The sequence below is a fragment of the Nocardiopsis sp. CNR-923 genome (assembly GCF_001942255.1).
Classification (GTDB): Bacteria; Actinomycetota; Actinomycetes; order Streptosporangiales; family Streptosporangiaceae; genus Nocardiopsis.
In genome coordinates this window covers 1-23230 of record NZ_MKKC01000112.1, presented here as the reverse complement: position 1 = coordinate 23230, position 23230 = coordinate 1, and the positions used below count along the sequence as shown (strand labels likewise).

General features: G+C 66.6%; 22 protein-coding genes and 7 pseudogenes. 14 read left to right on the top strand and 15 right to left on the bottom strand.

Annotated features, from left to right (window positions below):
- A partial coding sequence (locus BJF83_RS29760) for an IS3 family transposase (protein ID WP_262391723.1) occupies positions 1–344 on the bottom strand: 344 nt, incomplete at its 3' end.
- A gap of 199 nt (positions 345–543) precedes the next feature.
- Positions 544–702 (bottom strand): annotated as a pseudogene (locus BJF83_RS31255) (transposase); the annotation flags it as partial.
- Between the two features lie 166 nt (positions 703–868).
- Here BJF83_RS31255 and BJF83_RS20435 point away from each other — a divergent pair.
- Complete coding sequence (locus BJF83_RS20435) at positions 869–1180, top strand: hypothetical protein (RefSeq protein WP_262391721.1); 312 nt, start codon at positions 869–871, stop codon at positions 1178–1180.
- Positions 1181–1187: 7 nt separating this feature from the next.
- Here the strand turns inward: BJF83_RS20435 and BJF83_RS20430 are convergent, their stop codons facing one another.
- From BJF83_RS20430 to BJF83_RS29745, 3 genes are all read right to left on the bottom strand, one after another.
- Positions 1188–1655: an NUDIX hydrolase gene (locus tag BJF83_RS20430; protein ID WP_075927582.1), complete on the bottom strand. Its 468-nt coding sequence runs from the start codon at positions 1653–1655 to the stop codon at positions 1188–1190.
- A 78-nt stretch (positions 1656–1733) separates the two neighbouring features.
- Positions 1734–1988, bottom strand: coding sequence for an N-acetyltransferase (locus tag BJF83_RS29750; protein WP_262391720.1), 255 nt, complete (start codon positions 1986–1988; stop codon positions 1734–1736).
- Complete coding sequence (locus BJF83_RS29745; RefSeq protein WP_262391719.1) at positions 1985–2212, bottom strand: hypothetical protein; 228 nt, start codon at positions 2210–2212, stop codon at positions 1985–1987. The genes BJF83_RS29750 and BJF83_RS29745 overlap by 4 nt, the downstream gene beginning before the upstream one ends.
- A gap of 270 nt (positions 2213–2482) precedes the next feature.
- Here BJF83_RS29745 and BJF83_RS20420 point away from each other — a divergent pair, with 270 nt between their 5' ends.
- From BJF83_RS20420 to BJF83_RS29735, 3 genes and pseudogenes are all read left to right on the top strand, one after another.
- Positions 2483–3271, top strand: coding sequence for an alpha/beta hydrolase (locus BJF83_RS20420; protein ID WP_075927581.1), 789 nt, complete (start codon positions 2483–2485; stop codon positions 3269–3271).
- Positions 3272–3559: 288 nt separating this feature from the next.
- Positions 3560–4462 (top strand): annotated as a pseudogene (locus tag BJF83_RS29740) (amino acid--tRNA ligase-related protein); the annotation flags it as partial.
- A gap of 95 nt (positions 4463–4557) precedes the next feature.
- Positions 4558–5025, top strand: coding sequence for an amino acid--tRNA ligase-related protein (locus tag BJF83_RS29735; RefSeq protein ID WP_262391718.1), 468 nt, complete (start codon positions 4558–4560; stop codon positions 5023–5025).
- Positions 5026–5078: 53 nt separating this feature from the next.
- Here the strand turns inward: BJF83_RS29735 and BJF83_RS20410 are convergent, their stop codons facing one another.
- Genes BJF83_RS20410 through BJF83_RS20395 form a run of 4 tightly spaced genes read right to left on the bottom strand, consistent with a single transcriptional unit; the run spans position 5079 to position 8402 of the window.
- A complete protein-coding gene (locus BJF83_RS20410) occupies positions 5079–5864 on the bottom strand; it encodes a hypothetical protein (RefSeq protein WP_075927580.1) in 786 nt (261 codons plus the stop codon).
- Between the two features lie 18 nt (positions 5865–5882).
- The gene (locus BJF83_RS20405; protein ID WP_075927579.1) at positions 5883–6740 is read right to left on the bottom strand and encodes a radical SAM protein; all 858 of its coding nucleotides are present in this window, start codon (positions 6738–6740) and stop codon (positions 5883–5885) included.
- Positions 6737–8041, bottom strand: a complete 1305-nt coding sequence (locus BJF83_RS20400; RefSeq protein ID WP_262391717.1) for a radical SAM protein — start codon at positions 8039–8041, stop codon at positions 6737–6739. Before BJF83_RS20400 ends, BJF83_RS20405 begins: the two co-directional genes overlap by 4 nt.
- A gap of 4 nt (positions 8042–8045) precedes the next feature.
- Positions 8046–8402 carry a hypothetical protein gene (locus tag BJF83_RS20395; protein ID WP_075927578.1) on the bottom strand — a complete coding sequence of 119 codons (357 nt, stop codon included), beginning with the start codon at positions 8400–8402 and terminating at the stop codon, positions 8046–8048.
- Between the two features lie 184 nt (positions 8403–8586).
- Here BJF83_RS20395 and BJF83_RS20390 point away from each other — a divergent pair.
- The 4 genes and pseudogenes from BJF83_RS20390 to BJF83_RS30655 all read left to right on the top strand — a co-directional run.
- Positions 8587–11304, top strand: a pseudogene (locus BJF83_RS20390) (NB-ARC domain-containing protein); the annotation flags it as partial.
- Positions 11305–11531: 227 nt separating this feature from the next.
- Positions 11532–12197, top strand: a complete 666-nt coding sequence (locus tag BJF83_RS31250) for a hypothetical protein (protein WP_394329366.1) — start codon at positions 11532–11534, stop codon at positions 12195–12197.
- Positions 12198–12231: 34 nt separating this feature from the next.
- On the top strand, positions 12232–13419 hold the full coding sequence (locus BJF83_RS20385; RefSeq protein WP_262391715.1) for a damage-control phosphatase ARMT1 family protein: 1188 nt from the start codon (positions 12232–12234) through the stop codon (positions 13417–13419).
- A gap of 141 nt (positions 13420–13560) precedes the next feature.
- Positions 13561–14030 (top strand): annotated as a pseudogene (locus tag BJF83_RS30655) (NUDIX domain-containing protein).
- A gap of 4 nt (positions 14031–14034) precedes the next feature.
- Here the strand turns inward: BJF83_RS30655 and BJF83_RS20375 are convergent.
- Together BJF83_RS20375 and BJF83_RS20370 are read right to left on the bottom strand one after the other, a co-directional pair.
- A complete protein-coding gene (locus BJF83_RS20375; RefSeq protein ID WP_075927576.1) occupies positions 14035–14211 on the bottom strand; it encodes a DUF397 domain-containing protein in 177 nt (58 codons plus the stop codon).
- A complete protein-coding gene (locus BJF83_RS20370) occupies positions 14204–15031 on the bottom strand; it encodes a helix-turn-helix transcriptional regulator (RefSeq protein ID WP_075927575.1) in 828 nt (275 codons plus the stop codon). The genes BJF83_RS20375 and BJF83_RS20370 overlap by 8 nt, the downstream gene beginning before the upstream one ends.
- A gap of 180 nt (positions 15032–15211) precedes the next feature.
- Between BJF83_RS20370 and BJF83_RS20365 the strand changes: the two genes are divergently transcribed.
- The gene (locus BJF83_RS20365) at positions 15212–15715 is read left to right on the top strand and encodes an ATP-binding protein (protein ID WP_075927574.1); all 504 of its coding nucleotides are present in this window, start codon (positions 15212–15214) and stop codon (positions 15713–15715) included.
- Positions 15716–16179: 464 nt separating this feature from the next.
- Entirely contained in the window at positions 16180–16473 is a 294-nt protein-coding gene (locus BJF83_RS29730; protein ID WP_262391714.1) for a hypothetical protein, read from the top strand.
- 252 nt (positions 16474–16725) lie between these two features.
- Here BJF83_RS29730 and istB read toward each other — a convergent pair.
- Positions 16726–17517: pseudogene (istB, locus tag BJF83_RS20355) on the bottom strand (IS21-like element helper ATPase IstB).
- Positions 17517–19138: pseudogene (gene istA, locus BJF83_RS20350) on the bottom strand (IS21 family transposase). The pseudogenes istB and istA overlap by 1 nt, the downstream one beginning before the upstream one ends.
- Positions 19139–19388: 250 nt before the next feature.
- On the opposite strand from istA, the gene BJF83_RS20345 reads away from it, so the two are divergent.
- From BJF83_RS20345 to BJF83_RS20335, 4 genes and pseudogenes are all read left to right on the top strand, one after another.
- Entirely contained in the window at positions 19389–20237 is an 849-nt protein-coding gene (locus BJF83_RS20345) for a replication-relaxation family protein (protein WP_075927584.1), read from the top strand.
- A gap of 464 nt (positions 20238–20701) precedes the next feature.
- Positions 20702–20839: a hypothetical protein gene (locus BJF83_RS27635; protein ID WP_158070412.1), complete on the top strand. Its 138-nt coding sequence runs from the start codon at positions 20702–20704 to the stop codon at positions 20837–20839.
- Between the two features lie 282 nt (positions 20840–21121).
- The gene (locus BJF83_RS20340; RefSeq protein ID WP_394329365.1) at positions 21122–21346 is read left to right on the top strand and encodes a WhiB family transcriptional regulator; all 225 of its coding nucleotides are present in this window, start codon (positions 21122–21124) and stop codon (positions 21344–21346) included.
- Positions 21309–21512: pseudogene (locus BJF83_RS20335) on the top strand (helix-turn-helix domain-containing protein); the annotation flags it as partial. The gene BJF83_RS20340 and the pseudogene BJF83_RS20335, both read left to right, overlap by 38 nt.
- 143 nt (positions 21513–21655) lie before the next feature.
- Here BJF83_RS20335 and BJF83_RS20330 read toward each other — a convergent pair.
- Positions 21656–22651 (bottom strand): site-specific integrase, encoded by a 996-nt coding sequence (locus BJF83_RS20330; protein ID WP_262391713.1) that lies wholly within the window; start codon positions 22649–22651, stop codon positions 21656–21658.
- Entirely contained in the window at positions 22648–23025 is a 378-nt protein-coding gene (locus BJF83_RS29725; RefSeq protein ID WP_262391712.1) for a hypothetical protein, read from the bottom strand. Before BJF83_RS29725 ends, BJF83_RS20330 begins: the two co-directional genes overlap by 4 nt.
- Positions 23026–23230: the final 205 nt, after the last annotated feature.

The window sequence follows — 23230 nt, the reverse complement described above, 5'->3', positions numbered from 1 at the left end:
CCGACGAGTTTCGTGCCGGGCTGGGGCGCGGTGAAGTCGCGTTGGATCAGGTCGGGGATGTCACCGCTGCTGTCGGCGTCGGTCAGGCACCTCCTCGCGGGCCGCGGTTGGCAGGGCTGCAGGCCCATCTGACGCATGAGCAGGCGCACCAGCTCGGGGCTGGCCTGGGCGTCCCAGCGCTGGAGCTGGGCATGGACCCTGCGGTAGCCATAGGTCTCCTCGGAGCGGTCGAACGCTTTGCGGATGAGGAGTTTCAGGCGTTCCCGGTGCTCGGCGGTCGCTGATTCCGGGCGGGATCTCCATTCGTAGTACCCGGACTTGGACACCTGGAGGCGTGAGCACATGAAGTCCACGGTGAAGGCGTACTTCGCGGAGCCATCGAGCCGTGTGGTCTCGATGAACTCGTATTTGTCGCTTACGGACGATCCTTCGCGAAGTACGCCGCACATTTTTCAGGAACTCGATCTCCATGTCCTTCTCTCGGTTGAGGCGTTCGAGTTCCTTCAGGCGTGCCCGCTCGTCCAGGCTGAGGTCTGGCGACGCCTGGGGGTATCTTTCATGATGGCGTTTGATCCAACTGCGCAGCGTTTCGGAGTTGACGCCGAGTTCTTCTGCGACATGGGTGACCGGCCGCTGTGAGTCGATCGCCAGCCGGACTGCCTCTTCCCGGAACTCCGGTGAGTATTTGCTTGCCCTGCCCAATTTTCCCCTCGTTTCCTTACAGGATCATCGTATTGGATCTCTGTCCGGAAACCTCGGGGCACCCCAGGTTGCCGCCGCGTCGCTGCACGACATCGGGTACGCCCCCGCCCTCGCGCACACCGGGTTCCACCCCCTCGACGGTGCCCGCTGGCTCCAGGACCAAGGTGTGGAAGAGCGGCTCGTGTGCTTGGTCGCCCACCACACCGCGGCCCTCGTCGAAGCACAACGGCGTGGGCTGCGTGCCGAACTGGAGGAGTTCTGCTTCGAGGACTCCGAGGTCACCGACGCGCTGTGGTATGCGGACCTGACGAGTTCCCCCATCGGGGAGGCGGTCGACGTCGATACCCGGTTGGGCGAGATCCTGGTCCGGTACGGACCGGGAACGGTGGTCTTCGATTCCATCACCCAGGCGCGGCCGGGGTTGGAGGCCGCCGTTCGCCGGGTCGAAGGTCGACTCGCTGCCCTCAACCGGCGCTGACCGGGACTCAGCCCAGGTAGGGGTAGCCGCCGGTCAGGTAGTCGCCGATCTGCTGGCGCATGCTCGGATGGACGTCGTACCGGTCCAACTCGCTGGGGAGGACCCACTCGACGCCGTCCGCCTCGTCGTTGACGGTCGGCTTTCCCCCGACGGGTGTGCCGATGTAGGCCGCCTCGAACTGCTGACGGATCTCACCGTCGGTGTAGGCGACGATGTGGGCCGGGTTGGAGTACACGCCGAGGAAGCCGATCACCTCGGCGAGGACACCCGTCTCCTCTGCGCATTCACGAACCGCGCACTGAGCGGCGGACTCACCGATGTCCTGGGCGCCGCCGGGCAGCGCCCACTGGCCGGTGTCCCTCCTACGCTGGAGGAGGATGGCGCCCTGCTCGTTGACCACCAGCAGGTTGCTCGCGGGAATCAGGGTATTGGCCTTGGGCGCGGCGGGGTCGTGGTAGTACTCGGTCCTGCCCATGGTGGATACGCTCCTCCGTCGTGGGGGTTCCAAGCGCCGTCGACACGCGGGGCGGAAGGACCCGCCACCGCGCGACGTTCAGTCCAGGCTCAACTGGTACACGGCGCGATGACGCCCCGGTCCCTTGAAATCGCTGATGACCGAGACACCGTTGACCTCCCGGTCACCGGGGACGTTGACGAAACCAAGCGCAGTCCAACTGGCGTGCGCCACGTCGTTGTCGGGCTCCGAGGTGAGGTACAGACGTCGGCACCCCCACACCTCGGCCTGGGAGCGCACGCTGTTCAGGAGCGCTCGTGTGATCCCCTGGCGCCGGTGTCGCGGGTGGGTCATGACGTCTTGCACGTAGACGTCCGCCGGGTCGTCCTGGCTGCGGAAGCCATCACCGCTCCGGCGATGGTGCCGTCGTCGGCGACGGCGATGGGGCAGGTGGAGGAGAACAGAGTGGCGTAGAGCCAGTAGTCGGACAGGGTGCGCGCGGAGATGTACGGCTCGCCGAGCTCCATGAGGTGCAGGACTTCGCCGATCCGTTCGGGGTGAAGGGGTGTGACGATCATGGGCGTTCCTCAGTGTGGACCTGGTGGACGATGGTGGTCAATTGGTGTGCCATTTGGCTGAGCACATGCTGGGACGTTTGGTGCGGGACCGCCAGCGGAGGCCAGCTTCGCTCTCGTTCTGTCCGTAGTGCCTGTTGGCCAGTACCCTTTCGGCGTTGTCTGGTCCAGGGGCCGGTTCTCGTCCGAGTTCGCATCGCTCCGGGCAGAACGTTTGCACCAGCTCTTTGGAGGAGGAGTCCGCCCCAACCCCCTGCTCAGGGAGTCCAGCTCATGCGCACCCTCGACGTAGTCAGCGCCGACGGCGTCCCGCTCGATGCGGTCCTGCACCCTTCCAAAGGGGACCGCTCGAGGGGCACCGTTGTCCAGGCTCACGGCATCACCGTCGACAAGGACGAGGGCGGCATGTTCGTCCGCCTGGCCGAGGTCCTGTCCGACAGGGGGTTAAACGTCGTTCGGTTCTCCTACCGTGGGCACGGCAAGAGCGGTGGGACGCCCCGCGGTGTGACCATCGCTGGCGAGATGCTTGACCTCCAGTCAGTCATCGAGCACGCTCTGAACGCTTGGCCCGAACCGCTCTCCGTTCTGTCCGCGAGCTTCGGGGCCGTATCCTCTTCACTCCTGCTTCCTGTACTCGGTGACCGGATCGACTCCCTCGTCCTGTGGAACCCCGTACTCGACCTGAAGCACACCTTCCTCAACCCAGAGCTCCCCTGGGGAGTGGAGAACTTCGGTCCTGACCAACAGCGGGAGTCGGGCGCCAACGGCCAGTTGTTGATCGACGGTGAGTTTCCCATCAGCCCGATCATGTGGCGCGAGTTCAGCCTGTACGACCCCCTCAGCGCCTACACGTCATCCCGCGTTCCCTCGCTCGTGGTCCACGGTGACCAGGGCAGCTACGTGTCCTACGACATCGCCAGGGCCGCTGCCTTCGCCCGGGCCGACGCGGACTTCCACACGGTGCAGGGGTCCGACCACGGTTTCGATTCCACCGAGCGGGAGGACGAGGCGATCGGGGTTTCGGTGGACTGGCTCGTGGCGAGGGCACAGCGCAGAAGATGAGAAGCTTCGCGTGATCGGGGTGGACGAGTTCGCCTTGGGCAAGGGGCGTGTCCACGGCATGGTGGCCAACGATGCCGAACCACAGAATCTGTGCCATATCCTGTTTTTCAGTGGTCATGGCTTTCCTCGTTGCGCGGGCTGCTTCTGGCCTCCTATGCTTTCTCGCAACGCGTTGACGGAGACGAGTAGCCGCGGGACCACGTGAGCCGAGAGAACTGCCGGTAGCTGGGAAGGCAGTCTCGCGCCCCGGGTGAAGACCCTCCCGAGCGCGGGGAGGAACGGCCCTCTGTGGCCCCATGCCCCGCCGGATGGCCCCCGTCACAGGGCCCGAACGAGGTCGCTGCCCGAGCGACGAAAGTGCGGTGGCACCGCGAGTTGCCCTTCTCGCCCGCACTCCCAAGGGATCATGACGAGGTCCTTTGGAGGACTGCTGTGATCCACCCGACGAGCCGTGTACTGGTCGCTGACCTGCGAGAACACGTCGGAGAGTCTGTTTCGATCTCAGGATGGGTGAACACCCTTCGCCTGCAGAGCAAGATCCAGTTCGTGGTCGTGAGGGACCACACGGGCATGGCCCAGGTCACGCACAAGCGAGGTGGCGCTGGTGACGTTGTCGAGGCGGAGTTGGAGCGTCTGACCACGGAGTCAGCCGTCCGCATCACCGGCCGCGTGGTCGACAACCCCATCGTCAAGCTCGGTGGACTGGAGATCATCCCCGAGTCCGTCGAGATCCTGAACCTGGCCGAGACCCCTCTGCCCATCGACGAGCACACCGGGCTCGAGCAGCGTCTGGACTGGCGCTTCCTGGACGTGCGTCGCCGTTTCCCCGCTCAGTTGCTCTTCGCTGTGCAGACCACCCTCGAGCAGGGCATGCGCGAGTACGCCTACGCGCAGGGGTGCACCGAGATGCACACCCCCAAGCTGATGGGCACCGCCTCGGAGTCCGGCGCCGAGGTGTTCAAGCTCGGCTACTTCGACCGAGATGCCTATCTGGCCCAGTCACCGCAGTTCTTCAAGCAGATGGCGATCGCGGCCGGTATCGACAAGGTCTTCGAGATCGGTCCTGTCTTCCGTGCCGAACCTTCCTTCACCTCCCGGCACGCGACCGAGTTCACCGGCGTGGACGTCGAGCTGGCCTGGATCTCGGACGTCGAAGACGTCATGGCCTTCGAGGAGCGGATGCTCGCGCACGCGCTGGCCAAGGTCGCCGACGCCCACGGTGAGGCGATCCAGGAAGCGTTCGGCGTCGACGTGACGGTCCCGTCGCGCCGTTCCCGAGAATCACCATGGCCGAAGCCCAGGACATCCTCCGCGCCGGGGGCTGGGACCCCGAAGGCGGCAAGGAGGACCTGGACCCGGAGGGGGAACGCGGGATCGCCGCCCACATCCAGCGAGAGACGGGGCATGAGTTCGTCTTCGTCACTGACTACCCGGCCAGTATCCGGCCCTTCTACCACATGCGTCCGGTCGGACGGCCCGACCTCACGTGCAGCTTCGACCTGTTGTGGAAGGGGTTGGAGATCACCACGGGTGCCCAGCGTGAGCACCGGTACGACGTCCTGCTCAAGCAGGCCGCCGAGAAGGACATGAACACCGGGCCCATGCAGGACTACCTGAACACCTTCCGGTACGGCTGCCCGCCGCACGGCGGTCTCGGTATGGGCCTCAGCCGTGTCCTGATGGTGCTGCTCGGTCTGGACTCCATCCGCGAGGCCAGCTTCCTCTTCCGTGGCCCCAACCGACTGACGCCGTAGAGACGCGCCTGAGGGTGGTCCTGCCCGTCGTGGCAGGACCACCCCGGTTCCCGTCAGTAGCGGGTGTTGCGCAGGTCGTGGAGCCAGGCTTCGGCGGGATGGTCATCCCAGTAGCGGCGCAGGGCCACTTCACGTTCGGCGTAGACGCCGTGGTGGCACAGGGCGCCGTGGGAGAGGTTGATGCTCATGCTGAGCGGTGTCTCACTGGTGACCCAGTGCGGGGTGAGGGCGTGGCTCCACAGCATGTCTCCCGGCTCCATGCGGATGGAGAGACGCTCGGCATCGTCGTGGGCGGGCGGTTCTTCGGCTGTGGTCTTGCCGATGACGGCGTCCTCCGCCGTGAGGACTCGGTCAGGGTCGACGTAGCTGTGGAACGTCTTCACACCCTCGACCTGCCACACCAGTCCGTGAGAGTTGTCGTTGTGGTAGGTCGAAGCGGCACCCTGGCTGGAGATGAACAGCAGCGGAGCGCACCGCTGCCAGGTGAAGCCCTGTGCCGAAAGAAACGTGCGCCACGGGGTCATGACGTCGTCCTGGAAGCCCTCCAGGAAGTCCTTGTAGAAGCGGCTCAGGTTGAAGTGCACCAGCCGGAAACGCCAGGTCAGGAGATCCTCCAGCGGTGCGCTGCGGAAGGCCGCGGTGCGGTCCAGGCGGACCTGCCAGTCGTCCGGATCGAGGACGGTGTAGCACACCTCGTTGTCGCGTCTGATGTGGTCGAGGACGTCGACGGCCTTCGGGAACTGGAAGTCGAAGGGGATCAGAGAGGCCGCGACAGGGAAGTTCGGTGGTGTCCGCCAGCGGGCGACGAACTCTTCGGATGTCGTTACGGGTGTCTGCACGAATGACCTCGCAGGGTGTCAGGGACGGCAGATGGCAGCGCAGTCTGTGGTGACCCGGTCGGTGGTCGGCCGGACGAGGAACTCCTTGACGCCAGATCGGGGTTCGTGGGTGCTCACGCCGACTTCGCTGTACGGGCAGCGCCTCAGCTGGCCCTCAGCGGAGACGTACAGCGCTCGCGAGCGGCAGAGGTGCCGGCATCCTGGAGAGCGTCGCATGGACCGCAGATGGGCGAGGTAGTCGCGAAAGCCATCCCCGAGTGCGAAGTGGCGCTCGAGTACGGCCGCGTCGAGTCGTTGGCGTGCCTCGTAGCCAGCTACGGTCATCCGGGCTCGCTGGATCGCGTGTTCGTCAAGCAAGACCGGGCTGAACTGGAGCTCTGTGTCCGCCTCCGCCACGAGCCGCGCCAGCTCACCGCATTCGTCATCGGTGAGGTTCCAGTAGCTGACGTGCAGGACGCTTGCGGGGGCGTTGGTTTTCAGCAGGGTACTGATTCCCGACCCTAAGCAACGCTTGGTCCGGCCCAGCTTCATCGCGCCACGCGAGTCCGCGGAGACGGTCACGTTCTCCACGAGGTGTGCGACATCGGCGAGGGCGGTGACCTCGGCTTCAGTACGGGCCGAGGTCACCACGGAGACGGGCAGGCCGAACTGGTGGGCGAGGCGGATCAGTTGGCGGAGCTCGGGGTGATGCGTCGGCTCACCGCCCGTGAGGCAGATGCTCTCGATGCCGATCTCCCTGAGGCGGGACAGGGAACGGGTGTACGTCGCGACGTCCAGGAATCCGTGGGCCCGATCGGCCCGGAAGCAGAATCCGCACGCGACGGCGCAGTGCCCGGCGGTGGAGACGAGCGCGGTCCGGAACCGTGGGGTGCTCATTGCACCCCCGTGTTGTCCCAGACCGCGATCTCGACCGTCCCGGTGTAGAAGGCGCACATCTCCTCATCAGGCGCGTCCGCTCCCACCAGGGCCTGCTCATTCCGTGACGGACCGCCGCAGATGGCCAGCGCCGGACAGTCGCCGCATTTCTCGTATGGGGCGACCTCCTTGGCGACGCCGCCCAACAGCTCCGGGCCAGCGCGCAACTCATCGAGCGTGTGGATGAAGCTGCGCTCGGTGAAGTTGATGTCACACAGGCTGATCCTGCTATCGGGCAGCAGGGCAGCGTTGAGGCTTCGGTCACCCTGCATGTGGTCGAAGAGCATCGGGCGCCGGGTGTCGAGAGCCTGGAAGGCACGGTCGAGGACGGAGAAGAGCATGCCGCCCTTGCCGAGCGCGGTAAGCCGGGCTTCGTAGAGTTCGCGAGCGAGGTCGCGTCCCTTGACGCGCCAGCGCCCTCCGGAGGGGATCGGGGTGTTGACGTAGATGAACTTCAGCCCGAGTTCCTCGATGATCCACGAGACCGTCTCGCCGAGCTGACCGATGTTGGCCGCCGTCGGTGTGAGGTTGCATCCCACGTAGAGGCCATCGGCCTCCAACAGGCGCCCTACGTTGGCGCCGATACGGCCGTCGGCGGATTGACCGCCGAGAAGCCTGCGGTTGACGGCGTTGATGGCCGGCGGGCCGTCGACCGAGATGCCGATGCCGTACTGGTACCGGACGAAGTGCTCAAGCATCTCGTCCGTGAGGCGGGCTCCGTTGGTGACGACGGTGCGGCGGATCCGCTCGACGTCGTACCGTGACCCAAGCTCGTCAGCCAGCACATCGCCGTAGCGCATGAGGTCGAACCGAATCGTCGGCTCACCACCGAACCACTGGATCGAGACCTCCCGCTGCCCGGCGTTCTGTTCGAAGAGGTACGTCAACCCCTCTGCGAGCTCCTCGTGTGTCATGTCCGGCTTGCCGGTGTTGGTGTCGACGAAGCAGTACGTGCACGCCATGTTGCAGCGGTCGGTGAGCACGATGCGCAAACCGCTGATCCGGCTGGGTGTCGGGGCCAGGCCCAGGTCGTGGAGGCGGGTACGAAGGGCTTCACGCCGGTCGGTCGGCGGTCCGTCCGGGGTGAAGCCAAGCCCGGCGAGGGCGTCATGAGTCGCGGTCGGGGGAACCGCGGAGAGATCAGCGACCTCCCTACGGTCGAGGTACACGCTGTCCAGACCGACCGGGTCGAGGAGCACGGACTCCCCGCCCCGGTCATACTGGACGTACTTCCCCCACAGGAGCTGGGAAGAAGAGGTCATGGTGTCAGGCCGTTTCCTCTTCGCTGATGCCCAGTTCGGCCATGGCCTCGCGGATGGTCTTCTCGTACGTGGCTTGGAGTTCGGCCGAGGCGGCGGGCGAACCGCCATCCGCCAGGACGATCACGCCGGGCAGGGTGGGGTTGGGAGCGATGACGGCGATCCCGGCGGGCTCAGTGCTGATCGCCATGATGGCGCCCTCGACAGCCACCCAGTCGAGCTTGTCCTTGACGGCTTCGAGAATCCTGCTCTGCTGCTCCTGGAAGGACTCGCGCTCTCCCATCCAGACCCCGGCCTTGCTCTTGGAGTCCACGACGTCGGCGTAGATGAGGTGGTCGGTCTTGCTGCGACGAGCAGTCGGCATGTCCTGCCTCTCTTCGATCGGTACGGAGCCGTTGTGCTCCGTGTGGCAGCAGACTGCCTGTAATCAGCGTCAAGCGGGCTGTCACGCCGCTGCAACCCTGCGGAACCGCCGTCGCTCACGCGTGCCATGAGCGGGAATGCGGCCATCGCACGATTCTCTGCCACAGGTGTTGAAGTCGCGCTGAATGCCTGTCGCAGCGACAGGCATTCAGCACCAGTCGAAGCGCTCTACGCTATTAACGTCGTTGGTGTCGGTCGAAGGAGTTTCGGTGGGCTCAGTGCAGCGCTGGACCGGAAGGGAGGCGTGCGCACTGCGACGGGCGATGCGCAAAAGCGTGCGTGGCTTCGCCTCCTACCTCGGCGTCAGCGATCGGACGGTGTCCAACTGGGAATCCCGAGGCGGAAAGATCGAACTCGTACCGGACTCTCAAGCGCTGTTGGATACGGCTCTGGAACGCAGCGGCCCAGAAGTTCAGCAGCGGTTCTGGGACGCTGTCGGTGAGCCGAAGCCCGCTCCCACGGCCACACCGGACAGTTACTTCCCGATACCCATTCCGGAGCCCGGCTTGGTGCACAGGCCAAACGACTTCGAAGGACTCGTCTCCGTACTGCGGGAGGCGTCGACGGCCGAGGGCATCGCCACGGCAGCGGTCTGCGGTCCGGGCGGCTTCGGGAAGACCACGCTGGCAACCCAGGTGTCCCACGACCCACGCGTCCAAGAGCTCTTTCCGGAGCTCTTGTGGGTGGAGACCGGTCAGGGATGTACCCCCGCCAGGGTGGTCGAGCTCATCTCCGATCTCTGTGTGCACCTGGGCGGCAGCCGACCAGCACTCGCCGACCCAGAGCAGGCAGGTTTCCACCTTGCCCGACTTCTTCAGGGGCGCCGAGCACTCCTGGTCATCGACAACGTCTGGTCCGCCGCCGATCTCGGCCCATTCCTCTTGGGAGGAGAGGAATGCGTCCGGCTCGTCACCACCCGCAACATCCGCGTGTGTCCTTCTGCGGCCCGTGTCGTCCGCCTTGGGCCTATGACTTCCACCGAAATAAGAGAACTGCTCACCCGCAACGTCGCAACCCTTGACCAGCAGGAAGCGGCGCAACTGGCTCACGGGTGCGGTGGATGGCCGCTGCTGGCCGCCATCGTCGGCTCCAACATCTCGCAGGACGTCACCGCCGGAGCACCAGTAGACCGCATCGCCTTGGAAGCAAGCGAGACCCTCCGCACCCACGGTCCCCAAGCATTCGACGTCTGGGACTCGGATCAGCGGAAGAACGCGATCGGACAAGCGATCGCGTCGAGTCTGCGCAGCCTCGATGAAAGCGTCGTCATCGCTGGTCGCTCCGACCTCAAGGACCGCTACCTCTCGCTCGCCGTCTTCCCACCCGCAGCGCCCATTCCGGTGTCGGTCCTCACGCACTGGTGGCACAACGCCTGCGGGTGGCCTCCCCACGTCGTGCGGCAGTTCTGTCGGCTCCTGGCCGACAGGTCACTCCTCAGCGCCTACCTCGCCGATCGTGACTCGGTCATCCTCCACGATGTCTTCCGTTCCTACCTGCGGCACACGATCGGAGAAGACTGGGCCGCACTCCACCGATCCTTGATCGATACCTACCGGCAGACCACCGATGGCCAGTGGGAGACGTTGAACAGCGCTCACACCTACCTATGGCGAAACCTTCCGTACCACCTTCACGAAGCCGACTTGGACACAGAGCTGGTCAGCCTGCTCGCCTCCCCTGAGTACATCGTGCACAAGGTGAATCGAGTCGGGCACCAGGCGCTGACAGCGGACGCGGCCGTGCTGGATTCACTCCCTCGTCAGCACGAGGACTCGCATCCCCAGCACCATGTCTGGATGACAGCCCGCATGATGGCCGAGGCCGGGTACCTCCTGAGCAGGCTGGCCAACCCCGCTGACATCGCCGCGACCCTCGCCATCGCCTTGAAGCGATCGCCGCTCCCCTCCGCCTCCAGGGCGTTGGATAACCTGGCCCGCTCCGGAACCACCCTCCAGGCCCAGTGGCTGCGCCATCCCGACGTTGAGCAGCGGCCAGAGGAACCGGGCGGACACGTCGGGGCCGTGGTGAGCGTTTCCACCGCCAATCGCCTCGTAGCCTCGGGCGGGGAGGACGGAGTCGTCCGGCTGTGGGATTTCGACACCCGCAGACTGCTTCGCGCCCACCACGGACACACCGGCTGGGTCTTCGCCACCGCACTCTCCCCAGACGGGCTGATTGTCGCGTCAGCCGGAGACGACGCGGTAATCCGACTGTGGCGGACCGATACCGGCGAACCGGTCGGTGCCCTGACGGGCCACAGCAGACGAATCCGCAGCCTCGCCTTCTCACCCTCCGGGGCCTTCCTCGTTTCCGGCGCCGAAGACGGAGCCATCTGTGCCTGGGATGTCGAGCGTCTGGTGCTCGTACGCAAGATGCAGACAGCCGGGACTCCGATCTGGTCCGTCGCAGTCGGAAGCGATGCCGAGCCCGCCATCGCCGCGGCGGGCGAGGACGAGTTCGTCCGACTCTACGACTTGGGCAGCGGCAACCTGCTGGATGAGCACGCCGCGCACCGGGACTGGGTGCGCTCAGTCGCATTCGCTCCACAGTCTTCCGTACTGGCATCCGGCTCCGGCGATCGCTCCGTGCACGTCTGGAACACCAGCGAACGTCGCCTGACGCCCATACGCCAAATTTCGGACCTCAACGCGCGAGTGCGTGCCGTCGCCCTTTCCGCGCGGGCCGACGTCATTCTCGCCGCGACAGAGGAACCGAGAATCCAGGCAGTCACTTCGAATGGGACGGCTGGCGATGTGCGGCTGCCTCCCGGGGTTGACTGGGTACGATCAGTCGCCTGCGCGAACGACGGCACCGTAGTCGCAGGATGTGAAGACGGTGGTATCCGTTTGTGGAATGCCGCTGGTCGCAGTGGGTTCGAGACGCTGGGCGTGGGCTCGAACACCGTATGGTCCACGCAGTTCGCCGCCGGAGGCCGTATCGCGGCGGCTGGCGATGGTGCGGGTTCCATCGAACTCCTCGACGCGGAGACGTGCGCACTCCGCCGCAAGCTTTCAGCAGCCCACGGACGGGTGTGGTCTCTGGCCGGGGGCGATGAGTACATCGCGGCGGCGTGCGGCAACGGCACGATCAAAGCCTGGGCCTTGGAGGACGCGAGCTGGGAGCTCACCCTGAACCGGGACGTCACCCGCACCTGGGCGGTGGCCATGGCCAGGTCCACGCCACGACTGGCCGCGAGCACGGGCGATGGACACATCCGCTGCTGGGACCTTCCCAACGGCACGCTGCTCTGGTCTCAAGCGTCCGAGCCGGCCGTCTGCGCTCGATCGCTTTCGACGACAGCGGTGAGGTACTGGCCGCATGCGGCGGCGACGGCTCCGTCCGCGTCTGGCAGGCGCCCGATGGGGAATTCAGGAGTCGCTTCACCAATCCCAGCGGGTGGGCTCGCTCGGTCACCCTCGACAGCAAGGGGACCCGGGTCGTCGTCGGGGCAGGCACCGGCGAGATCTCTGTACGCGACCTCCGCGCTGACCGGTTCACCGCCCACCTGTCCGGACACACCGGCCGCATCCTCATGCTCGGCTTCGCCAGCCATGAGGATCAGCTGGTATCGGCCGCCGCCGATGGGACCGTGCGGCTGTGGTCACTCAGCGAGCAGCGGCAGATCGCTGAGGTCCGCGTCGACGCCTCACTGCACTGCGCGGCGTATGACGGCGTGAAGGACCAGGTGCTCGTCGGTAGTGCGGCTGGCGTCGTGGCATTGAAGATCAGGAACTGACGAGCGGTACACGAGAAGCCGAGGAGAGATGGCAGTGGAAGCATCTGAGAGCACCAGCGAGACCAACGCTACGGTGATCACGGGCGACACCCCCGGAACGTTCGCGTGGGGTGTCCTCGCCAAGCGCCACCCAGCCCTGATTCAGCAGGTTCGCGATGCCTTCCCCTACGCTCCCGAACAGCACCAAGCCCTCGACCTCCTGCTGGAAGAGATCACCGAAGGTGTCATCGAGCCGCTTCCAGAAACCGCTCACGACCACAGGACCTGGGCTGCCTGGGGACGTGAGTACTTCGGACGGTCGTGGTTTGATGCCTCGTTCCTGTGGGCCGAGAGCTACTTCTACCGCAAGCTCCTCGAAGCCGTCGGATACTTCACCCCCGGCCCCTGGCGAGGAGTGGACCCCTTCACCCCCTTCAAACAGGCCGAGCTGCGCAGCGAGGAACTGGCCGAGGAGCTGGAAGCCCTTGACGACCTGGCTGTACGGCCGGAGCAGGAACAGGCCGAAGCGCTGCTGCACGCCTCGCTCTGGGGCAACCGCGCCGACCTCGGCTTCCGCATCTCCGCCGGAAACGCAGCGCACAGCGCCGCAGTCTCCCACCTGGTCGCCGACGACAGCTCCCTACTTTGGTCACTCCTGACCACCGACGAACCGGTCACCGTCAACGTGGTCGCGGACAACGCGGGCCGCGAACTCATCCCGGACCTGGTCCTCATCGACCATCTGCTCCGACACCGCCACGCCAGCACCGTCACGCTGCACGTCAAGCCCTACCCCTACTACGTCTCCGACGCCACGACAGCGGACGTGATCGACTGCCTTCGGCGCCTGCTCCACGCTCCGGGCCGAGCCGGTGACATCGGTCAGCGCCTGTGGCAGGCCATGAGCACAGGCCAGCTCATCGTGGATGCCCACCCCTTCTTCTGCGCGCCACTGCCGTACCGGAACATGCCCGAAGACCTCCGCGCGGAGCTCTCCGACGGCGACCTGAACATTTTCAAGGGCGACCTCAACTACCGCCGCCTGGTGGGCGACCAGCTCTGGGAACCCACGATCCCTTTCCAAGACGTCACGGCATACTTTCCCGGGCCGGTCGCCGCTCTGCGCACCCTGAAGTCCGACGTCATCACTGGCCTGCGCGAGGAGACGCTGGCCGGACTTGAGGGAAGCGGCCAGGACTGGCGTACCAATGGCACCCACGCCCTCATCCAAGCCCGCCGGTAAGTAGGGGCAACGCTGCTCTTGGTCCAGCTGATAGGAGAAGTGAGTTTCGTATTCACGCTCAGGACGGCCTATGCCCCCTGCCAGAACGTCGCATGCGGTTTGGGTGCCGTGGCCGGACTCGAGCGCCTCTAGTCTCGGGACATGGCCTCTGATCCCACGGAATCCTTCGCCCGCCCTCGGGTCGCCGCTGGCGCCCTGTTCTTCGATCACCTCGGCCGGGGGATGATGGTGGTCCCCTCCTACAAGGACTACCTGGACATCCCCGGCGGCTACATCGAGCACGGGGAGACCCCGACCCAGGCCGCCGCGCGTGAGGTGAAGGAGGAGCTGGGGATCACTCCGCCGATCGGACGACTCCTCGTTGTCGACTGGGCACCCAACCCCTCCGAAGGCGACAAACAGCTCTTCTCTTCGACGGGGGAGTGCTCGACCAGGACTGGCTGGACCAGATCGTCCTCGACCCAGCCGAGCTGACCGGGTACGAGTTCCACGACGTGGCCTCGATTGCGGAGGTGACGATCCCCCGGCTCGCGCGCAGGATCACCCACGGCACACGCGCCCGTGCGGAAGGCATCACGGTCTACCTGGAGAACGGCGAGGCCGTCTCGTAGGCGCCTACTTGCTGGCGGAGTGGAGCATGGTGACGAAGGCGCGCCACTCGGAACCGTTGAAGGACAGGTGCCCCGACTCCCGGTTCTGGGTGTCGCGCACGTCCGCTCCGGCGCTGTGCTCACGGACCTGGACGCACTCGTTCGACCCGCCGCTGTAGCTGCTCTTGTGCCAGTCACTCATCGTCGATCTTCCTCATCTCGTCGCGGATGGCCTGCAAGGTCTCCTGCGGGTCGCGGGCTGCTCCCTGGAGGGCTGTGAACAGCAAGCGGCTACGAAAGATACCAGCGGAGTCGGTGATGATTCGGCCTTCTTCGGCGGATTCCATGTAGACCATTTCCGGTTCGTCGGCGGTCGTGATGATGCGCCTGGGACCTGAGTTCCCCGCGTGACGGGGAGAGTTCGTCGGCACCATCTGTACGGTCAACCGGTCGCCGTCCACAAGGCTAGCGACGTGGGCGAGCTGTTCCCGTTGGATCCCCGGGGAACCGTAGCGGCGGGCCAGCACGCTCTGGTCGATGATCAACCAGAGCGAGGGGAGTTCGGCCTTGGCCATACGCTCCGCGCGTTCTCGGCGCTCCTTGGCGAGTGCTCGGACCTCTCGCCCGGACAGCCAGGGGGATCCGTAGCGGATGAGCGCGTGGGCGTACTTCTCTGTCTGCAGGTATGAGGGGAACACCAGGGGCTGGTATTCGAGCAGGGCGTCGGCGGCGTGGGTGCGCTTGGTGACCTCGTGCAGCCACACCTGGCGTCCGGAGCCCGTCAGCTCTTCCCAGAGCTGCTCCAGCCTGCCGTCGCTCTCCAGGATCTCGTCCAGGAGCTTCCGTAGCCACGGACGGGCCATCGCCCGGCCGTTCTCGATGTCGGACACGTGCGAGTCGCTGATCGTGGTGCCGCGCTGGCTGACCCGCCGGGCCAGGGCCTGCTGGGTGAGCTCGGCTTCCACCCGTAGCCTGCGCAGTTCCCGTCCGAAGGCCTTGAGGGCGCGTTCGTCTGTGTGCATGAGGCCATGTGACCACAAAGAGTCACCCTCGGTGGGGGATTCCACAGAATTCCAGAGGCCCGTGGAAGATTCGGGAACTCTCCGTGCAGCCTTCACCGGGCCATCGTCCTGGCCACATCCTTTTCGCGCGGGCTCTCCCACGGTGGCCAAGGCGACAGCGAAAGGATCCGGTGGAAAACCATGGCTTCAGTCCAGCCGACGATCGATCTGCCCAGGCGTATCCCTCACACAAACCCGGACGTGAGCGGCCTGGTGTGCGGGTCCGACCTCGAGCACGTGCGGACCGCGCGCCGATGGGCCACGCACGCCATCAGGGCGACGCCTTCGGTGGCCCAACCCTTGGTCGTGTCGCTGGCCGAACTACACGCCAACGCGCTGAGGCACACCGCTTCGGGGCTTCCGGGTGGCCGGGTGCGGATCGAGATCGAGCGGCGCCGCTGCCTGTTCCTGCTTCGCGTCACCGACGACGGTCCTCGGCCGGAGGCGAAGGTCACCGTGCCCGAAGTCGTCACCGCGGCCGGTCCGGCGAAGAGGGGAGCCGGAGCCCTTGTGGTGGAAGGCGGGTACGGGTTGGCGCTGGTGGACGCCCTGGCCCTGTACTGGGACTTCACCGGCGAGCGGGGCGGGCCGTTGACGGTTCGTGCCGCTTTCGACCGTTCCGGGCGCACTCGTCTGCCGTGGTGATTCTGGGTCCGGTGATGTTTCCGAGCCACAGGTGTTGAAGAACCTCGTTCACCCAAGCCACCATCAACCACCCCCACGAAAGCGGCAGCGTTTTCGTTGGTATTGGGAACTTTCTTCCCTTTGTGCGGCGTGGGTAGGAAGCGCAGTTCCGGGGCGTGTGACCCCGGGACCAATGACACCCGCCCCAGCGGCACACACGAAGATGCCCCGATCGGTGTTAGCGGCACCGAGTCGGGGCGTGATCAACCACCTGAGCACGCAGGAGGATGACCGTGCAACACACTACCGGCCGCCATCGCAGGCGGCAGCGAACCCTCGCGGGCCAGCTCTGGGCCCTTACCACCGCGACGTTGGCCGCGATGCTGACGTTCGTGTTCGTCCCCGACCCACCCAAGCGGGAGAGGGCCGCGACCTCTCCGGTACCTGAAGGCGCTCGGCCGCCTGCTCCGGCCGTGCCGGCAGCCGTGTCCGAACCGAGCACCTCTCCGAGGCGGGTGGCGTCGGTCGAAGAGGTGGCTGCGTACTGGGAGCGCGGCTACCACGTCGAAGAGGTCGACTCGGTGCCCGAGTTCGACCCCGAGGAGGAGTGGGGTGCGCTCGTGCGCCCCTACATGCCCCCGCCACCCCAGATTTGGGCGCAGGTTCCCTGTCCCCGCGTTCCTGAGGGGGATCTGTTGGCCGCTCCGCCGCAGCGGGCGTCGGACGACCTGGCCGATCTCGCCGCGGTGGTCCGGACCTATCTCAACACGGTTGGCTGAGCGGTTCGTATCAGGATGAGGGTGGTGTCGCTTCCAGCGGCACCACCCACCTACTTCATGGGTGGGCGTCATCGCGAGAACGCCTGCGTGCAGGGGCCTTGAGGTGAGAACTCGGCCCCTCGTGGCTACGACGGTTGCGTTTGGCCCCACCAGGACGGCTTGAACCGGCCCCACCCGTGGAGCCATTTCAGGCCGTCATGACGTCCTGAAGTGGCCCCGGGAGACGAGCGGAAATGGCCCCACGAACCCGCGTTACTTCACCGAGCTGAGGCCCTGCCGAGCCTTGGTGTGCGACAGCCGATAGGACTCGGTGCCGGTCTCGATGATGGTCCCGTTGAAGGTCAGCCGATCGATGATCGCGGCACACAACCGCGGGTCGGTGAAGGTCTTGGTCCACCCGCCGAACGACTCGTTGGACGCGATCGCGACGCTGTTCTTCTCCTCGCGCTCGGTCAGCACCTGGAACAGCATCTCGGCCCCGCGCCGGTCGAGCTCGAGATAACCGAGCTCATCAATGCAGATCAGGTCGACCCGCCCGTATCGGGCGATCGTCTTGGTCAGCTACTTGTCGTCAGCGGCTTCGACCAGCTCGTTGACGAGTTTGGCCGCCAACGTGTAGCGGACCCGGAACCCGGCCATCGCCGCGGCGGTCCCCAACGCGATCAGAAGGTGGGACTTGCCGGTTCCGGAGTCCCCGATCAGGCACAACGGCTCGCCCCGGCGGATCCAGTCGCAGGTGGCCAGGTTGTTGACCACCGCCGGAGTCACGTTCGGGTTGGCCTCGTAGTCGAAGTCGCGCAACCACTTCTCCCGGGGGAACTTCGCCGCCCGGATCTGCCGCTCCGAACGCCGACGGTCACGGTCCTCGCACTCGGCCATCAACAGCTCCGCCAGGAACCCGCGGTAGGACAGGTGATCGCGTTCGGCTCGTTCGGCGAGGTCACTGAACTGGGCGCGCATGGTGGGCAGCCGCAGCGCCCGGCAGGCGGTGTCGATCGCGGCATCGGCGGCCGGTTCGGTCAGCGTGTGGGGTCGGCGTGGCATCAGGGCTCCTTCCGAGAGCGGTGCAACAGCTCGTCCCAGCTCTCCAGGCGAGGCGGCGGCCGGGTGTCGTCGGGAAGACGGGTGCGCCGGTGTGCTTCCAGGCTCGTGACCGGCGAGGGCTCCGGGGTGCGGGGCGGATCGGGCAGGACCGCCTCGACCGAGATGGTGGGGGACCTTCCGTGCCCCTCGGCCGCCTTGCGGGCTTCCAAGGCGATGACGTCGCAGGTCAGGGCACCGACCTCCAAGGATCTGCGGATGCCCTCGGTCACGTCGTCGTGGTGCAGGTGGCGGTGCAGCAGCAGAACCTCCACCAACGCGCGGGTGCCCTCGACCTCGCCCGTCTGCTGCTTGGCCGCGGCCCATAACGCCTCGTGGGCGGTGGTGAACACGCCCTGGCGGCGGGCCTGGTCCAGTGCCTCGGACCCGGCCAGCGCGCCCGGTTTGCGCAGCAGCACCTCCAGGTAGTGGTCGAGCACGATGCGCTCGGCTCCCCGGCTGGTCGAACGCGGGTGGCGGACCACCTCGTTGCGGCCGTCGTAGACGATGAGCTCCTCGGTCCGCAGCACCGTGCGGACCTTGCGTCCGATCAGGCGGGCCGGGACCGAGTACCGGCACATCTTCACCGTGATCATCGCGTAGCGGTCCACTCGCGGGTGGAGGGTCAGCCCGGTCTCGAAGGGGTCCTCGGGCAGGGGCAGCAGCAGGTCGGCCTCGCGGGCGAAGTCCTGGCCGATCGTGCGGATCCGGTGGCCGATCCGGCGGTCGTCCTCGGCCCGCTCGAAGTCCAGGAGTCGGGTGTTGAGCTCGGCCAGGCAGCGCGCCTCCGGGACGGGGGTGAGGTAGTTGCGGCGGAAGTAGCCGACCTGCCCCTCGGCCCCGCCCTTTTCATGAGCGCCCCGCAGGCCGGGCTCGCAGTAGAACGGTGTGAATCCGTAGTGGGTTCGAAACGCCTCCCATCTGGGGTTCTCCTGGCGTGAGCGGCTCTTGAACACCACGCGGGACACGGCCGGGGAGAGGTTGTCGTAGCGCACCTGGCCGGCGGGGATGCCGCCGAGCATGGAGAAGGCGTGGACGTGGCCCTCCAGGAACGCCTGCTGGCCGCACGAAGCCGAGATCCGGTGCACCGCCTTGCCGGAGTAGGCCAGGCGGAACGCGAACAGGTGGCACTTGGTCATCTGCCCGTCCACTCTCGCCCAGACCTCGCCGAAGTCGACCTCGGCGTCGGCTCCGGGCCGGTTGTGGCGGATGATGAACCGTCGATGGGGGCGTTGCGCTCTGCTTCGATCTGGGGTCTGCGCTTGCGGACGTAGTCGCGCACGGTGGGGTAGGGGATGGGGGCGTTGAGCTCGTGTTCCAGGCGGGTGGCGATCCGTTTGGCGGTGTGGCGTTGTTTGGGTGGTGCTTCCAGGTCAGCGCGTAGCCACTCGTCGACGGTCTTGGTGAACGGGCCCATTCTCGGGGAGTCGCGGTCGGGTACGCGGCGGGGTGTGGGCGCGGGGGAGGAGAGGGCTTCGCGGACCAGTCGGCGGTGGACCCCGTACTTGCGGGAGAGCGCTCGGATCGACAGTCCCTCCCGCCACGAGTCGTGACGGATACGGCGGAATAGCTCTTCTTTGGTCAAAGACACTCGAAGTCTCCCCGGCCTGGTGGATCACATCTAGCGTCTCATCACAAGCCCTGACCTGGGGCCACTTCAGACCGTCACAGTCTTCTTACCTTCCCGGTCGGAACCGGGGTGGGGCCGGTTCAAGCCGTCCTGGTGGGGCCAATCGCAACCGTCGTAGCCACCCTCGGTGTCGCATCCGTGCCTGGCCTTGTCTCCCTATGAGGACGTAAGCCGAAGAAGGGCGACGACCCCTTGGAGGGTGCGCGTGAACGAGTACGAGCAGACACTGTCGAGGTTGGCTCCCCGGATCACCGACCGGGACCGGCAGATCCTGGTCGGGTTGTGGGAGCACCAGGTGATGACCACCCACCACCTGCACCGCATCTACTTCCCCGACGCCGGACCCCGACGGGCCCGCTCCCGGCTGTTGTCTCTGTACCGGTACGGGCTGCTCAATCGGTTCCGCCGCCACGCCCACGACCGCAACGCCCCCGACCACTGGATCCTGTCCCCCACCGGAGCGGTGCTGGTCGCCCTGTACCAGGACAAGGATCCCGAGGAGCTGAACTTTCGCTCCGACCGGGCCCTGGCGTTGGCTCACTCGCCCCGCCTGGACCACATCCTTGGCCTGGCTGAGACCCGTGCCCTGTTCCTCGAAGACGCCCGTGAGGTGGGCGCTGATCTGCTCCGGTGGAGGTCGGAGCGCGAGTGCAAGGAGAGGTGGGGCCGCTACATCCGCCCGGACGCCCTTGTCCGTTGGGAGGAGGGCGAGGTGGTCCTGGACGCTTTCGTGGAGTACGACACCGGCACCGAACCCCTCACCCAGCTCAAGAGGAAGATGTCGGGGTATGCGCTCCTGGCCCAGACCAGCAAGCTGCCCTCGATCGTGCTGTTCATAGTCCACTCCGACAAGCGCGAGGACAACGCGGCGCGCAAGCTTGCCTCCGCCTGCACCGGCACGGTGGGGGTGTACCTGACCACCCACCACCGCCTGGCGGTGGAAGGGGCGGGCGCGCCGATCTGGCGGCTGGCTCACTGCCGCGACCGGGTGGAGCTGTGTGATATTCCCAATGCTTATCCCTGCGAGGAGAAAGGCAATTCATCGTCCTGGTAGAGGGGCGGGGATTCCCGTTTGTGGCCGCCGGGAAAAGCGGACCTGAGTTCGATGGCGGTGAGAAGAGAGAGTGGATGGTTGGTGGGGTCCGGTGAAGCCTTGATAGGTGGTTGTGGCCGTGGTGGGGGTACTCCATTGGCGGGCCTGTGACTCCGCCTGTGACTGGGCCGGTAAGTGGGCCGTTACCGCGTCCGTCTTGGCCTCCGTCTGCTGCTCCGGCCTTGGGTGGACCACTCTCGGTGGTGTGTTCAGTGCAGGTCGGGCGGGCTGTGGGGTGGTCCACCGGCAGCCCCGGCTGTATACCCAAGTGGGTAGTCCTCTTCACGTAGGGCGCGCGGCGCCCGGGGTGTGCGGAGGCGTGACCGCCCCCGCACACCCACCCCACGACGGTCTCACCATCCCCACTCACCCGCCCTCTTCTACCCTTTCTTGCCCACCAATTAATCCTTTTGTGGAGCATCTCCATGGCGAGGGTCGATGCAGCCAAGATCGCGCAGCCAGGCGAGAGTCATGGCGGCGCGCCTTTTCTTCTCGCGCCGCTTTTTCTTGGCTGCCGCGAACTGCTCCGCGCCTCGCCGGGCGAGCACCGGCGGCGCGCGTGACCGCCACCTCGTGCTCGCGGGTCGGGTGTCGCATCTGCGGTGGGGCCGTCTTCATAGGAGGTCGTCAGAGGGGAAGCGACGACGGATCCGGATGGATCATGAAAGGGCGGACATGGGGGACGCGAATCGGCAGCGGCGGCTGGTGGGCCACGTGGCGGCGGGGACACCGCGCCCGCGCCCAGGGGCGGGGGCGGTGTGGTGGGGGCGGACGGGCGGTTTGGTGGCCCTGCACGCCCCGACCCGCGCGACGGGGGCTGGCAGGCGCGTGCCGCGTGTTGGGGGATGGACCCGGACGTGTGGTTTCCGCCCCAGGGTGGGTCGGTGCGTGCGGCCAAGCGGGTGTGCCGGGTGTGTCCGGTGCGGATCAACTGTCTGGCCGAGGCGATGCAGCGCGGCGAGTTGTACGGGGTGTGGGGTGGCGCGTCGGAGGACGAGCGACGCCAGTTCCGCACCGCCCGCCGGGACGACAATGAGGGAGGTGTTGATGATCGGGGACGAGCGGCCTGACGGCGACCACGAAGACGGGGTGCCGGAGCGGTTGTTGACGATCCCGCAGGCGGCGCGGGTGCTGGCGGTACCGGAGTCGTGGCTGCGTGAGCGGGTCCGGCTGCGGAGGGTGCCGCACCGCAGGCTCGGCAAACACGTCCGCTTCACCACCGCAGACCTGGAGCAGATCGTAGAACGAGCCGCTCACCAGGTCGCTCCCGCACGGCGAACCTTCCAAGGCGCCCGTACAAGAGATAGGGAGAAGGAGCAGCGGGCCGGTGGGGTGGGTGAACGCCCGCCCCACCGGCCTCCTGGATTCCGACCTCTCGGTCAGGAGATGAGCCGTAGGCGCTTCCCCCCGTCCGGATCCAGGTGGGGCGCGGGAGTGGTGGGTGGGCCGTCGATGGCCTCGATGATGGCGTCGTCGATGTCGGTGACCAGGTGGCCGTAGCGGTCCATGGTGGTGGTGATCGACTTGTGCCCGAGCCTGCGCTGGATCTTGAACACGTGCACGTCCTTGTCGATCAACCAGGCCACGTGGGTGTGGCGCAGGTCGTGGATGCGCGGCTTCTTGGCCAAGCCCCTCTCCCGCGCCTTCTTCACCGCGGGGACCCAGCGCCGTGAGTAGAAGGAGGAGTGCCGCCACCACGCACCCGTGGCGGTGGTGAACACGAAGTCCTCGGCGTCCTTGCCCACCAGTCGTGCCTGGATGAGGTCGATGGTGCCGGGTGAGAGCGGGACCCGCCTGCGGGAGTTGCGGGTCTTGGGCGGGCCGAGCTTGAAGGTGTTGTCGCTCTGGCGCTTCCACGCCCGCCGCACGTCCAGGTACCCGCGCACGGTGGCCGGGCCGTCGGCTCCGACCGCTCGGGTGATGGTGATGTCGCGGACCTGGAGGGCGACCAGTTCGCTGTAGCGCAAGCCGGTGCGCACGAACACCTCCAGCATGTCCCGCACATCGGCGTGGGCGGCATCGCGCAGGATCTCGAACTCCTCACGGGTCAGGAAACACATCTCCCGGTCGCCCCCGCCGTCGTCTACGCGGGGTAGGCGGGTGCGGGCGGCGGGGTTGGAGTGGCGTAGTGGCGGGTCCTCGCGGACGCCGGCCTCGCAGATGGTGAACAGCAGCGCGTGCAGGTTCTGGATCGATTTCGGGGCGAGCGGTGGGCGTAGCCAGCCGTTCTTCTGCCCGCGTTTGGCGCCCTTCTTGCTGCCGTTGCCGTTGTTGGGGTTGATCGGGGTCCGGGGGTCGGGGATCCCGGTCTGGAGGTGGTTGACCCAGGCCCGGACGTCCTTGGGTGTGAGCTGGGACGTGTCGCGCAGGTTCACCTTCCGAAGTGGGGGAGCAGGTGGCGGTTGAGGTCGCGGTGGTAGTCGGCGCGGGTGCGTTCGTCGATCCCGGACATGGAGTCGATCAGCTCGCGGGCGAAGTCGGCGAACAGCACCGGTTCATCGCTGTCCCCCTCGTCGGTCTTGACCCACCCGTGGCCGGGGACCCACCCCTCGGCCCAGCCCTTGCGGGGGATCCAGTTCCCCGGCCACAGGTGCCCTGCGGCCTCGACGTGGAGCTTGAAGGTGTAGGCGTCGGCGTGGACGTCGAACGGTTCGGACTGGGGTGCACCGTCACGGGTGCCGCCAAGCCGCCATTTCACCCAGTACCGGATGCGCCCGTCGGCCAGTTTGCGCTGGTTGATGGTTGCCATGCGTGGACCATCGCTTGGGTGGGGGCCGAAGCGAAGGGAATCGGCGGAAGATCTTGGAGAACCTTCGACCCGGGCGCCAGAACGGGCGATCTGTCCGCATCTGCCCTTGAGGGGCCCTGCTGTTTCCGGACAGGCTTTGAACCGTCCGCATCACGCGGCCAGACGCATCTCCTGATGGGCCGCGTACACCTCCGCAGGAGTGTTG

Excerpts from the sequence above, each read along its gene's own strand:
- BJF83_RS29735 (WP_262391718.1), top strand. The coding sequence starts at position 4,558 with ATGGCCGAAGCCCAGGACATCCTCCGCGCCGGGGGCTGGGACCCCGAA.
- BJF83_RS20370 (WP_075927575.1), bottom strand. The coding sequence starts at position 15,031 with ATGCACACAGACGAACGCGCCCTCAAGGCCTTCGGACGGGAACTGCGC.
- BJF83_RS20405 (WP_075927579.1), bottom strand. The coding sequence starts at position 6,740 with ATGAGCACCCCACGGTTCCGGACCGCGCTCGTCTCCACCGCCGGGCAC.
- BJF83_RS29745 (WP_262391719.1), bottom strand. The coding sequence starts at position 2,212 with ATGATCGTCACACCCCTTCACCCCGAACGGATCGGCGAAGTCCTGCAC.
- BJF83_RS29725 (WP_262391712.1), bottom strand. The coding sequence starts at position 23,025 with ATGGCAACCATCAACCAGCGCAAACTGGCCGACGGGCGCATCCGGTAC.
- BJF83_RS29750 (WP_262391720.1), bottom strand. The coding sequence starts at position 1,988 with ATGACCCACCCGCGACACCGGCGCCAGGGGATCACACGAGCGCTCCTG.
- BJF83_RS20340 (WP_394329365.1), top strand. The coding sequence starts at position 21,122 with ATGGACCCGGACGTGTGGTTTCCGCCCCAGGGTGGGTCGGTGCGTGCG.
- BJF83_RS20375 (WP_075927576.1), bottom strand. The coding sequence starts at position 14,211 with ATGAGTGACTGGCACAAGAGCAGCTACAGCGGCGGGTCGAACGAGTGC.
- BJF83_RS20365 (WP_075927574.1), top strand. The coding sequence starts at position 15,212 with ATGGCTTCAGTCCAGCCGACGATCGATCTGCCCAGGCGTATCCCTCAC.
- BJF83_RS27635 (WP_158070412.1), top strand. The coding sequence starts at position 20,702 with ATGGCGAGGGTCGATGCAGCCAAGATCGCGCAGCCAGGCGAGAGTCAT.
- BJF83_RS20420 (WP_075927581.1), top strand. The coding sequence starts at position 2,483 with ATGCGCACCCTCGACGTAGTCAGCGCCGACGGCGTCCCGCTCGATGCG.
- BJF83_RS20395 (WP_075927578.1), bottom strand. The coding sequence starts at position 8,402 with ATGCCGACTGCTCGTCGCAGCAAGACCGACCACCTCATCTACGCCGAC.
- BJF83_RS20430 (WP_075927582.1), bottom strand. The coding sequence starts at position 1,655 with ATGGGCAGGACCGAGTACTACCACGACCCCGCCGCGCCCAAGGCCAAT.
- BJF83_RS20400 (WP_262391717.1), bottom strand. The coding sequence starts at position 8,041 with ATGACCTCTTCTTCCCAGCTCCTGTGGGGGAAGTACGTCCAGTATGAC.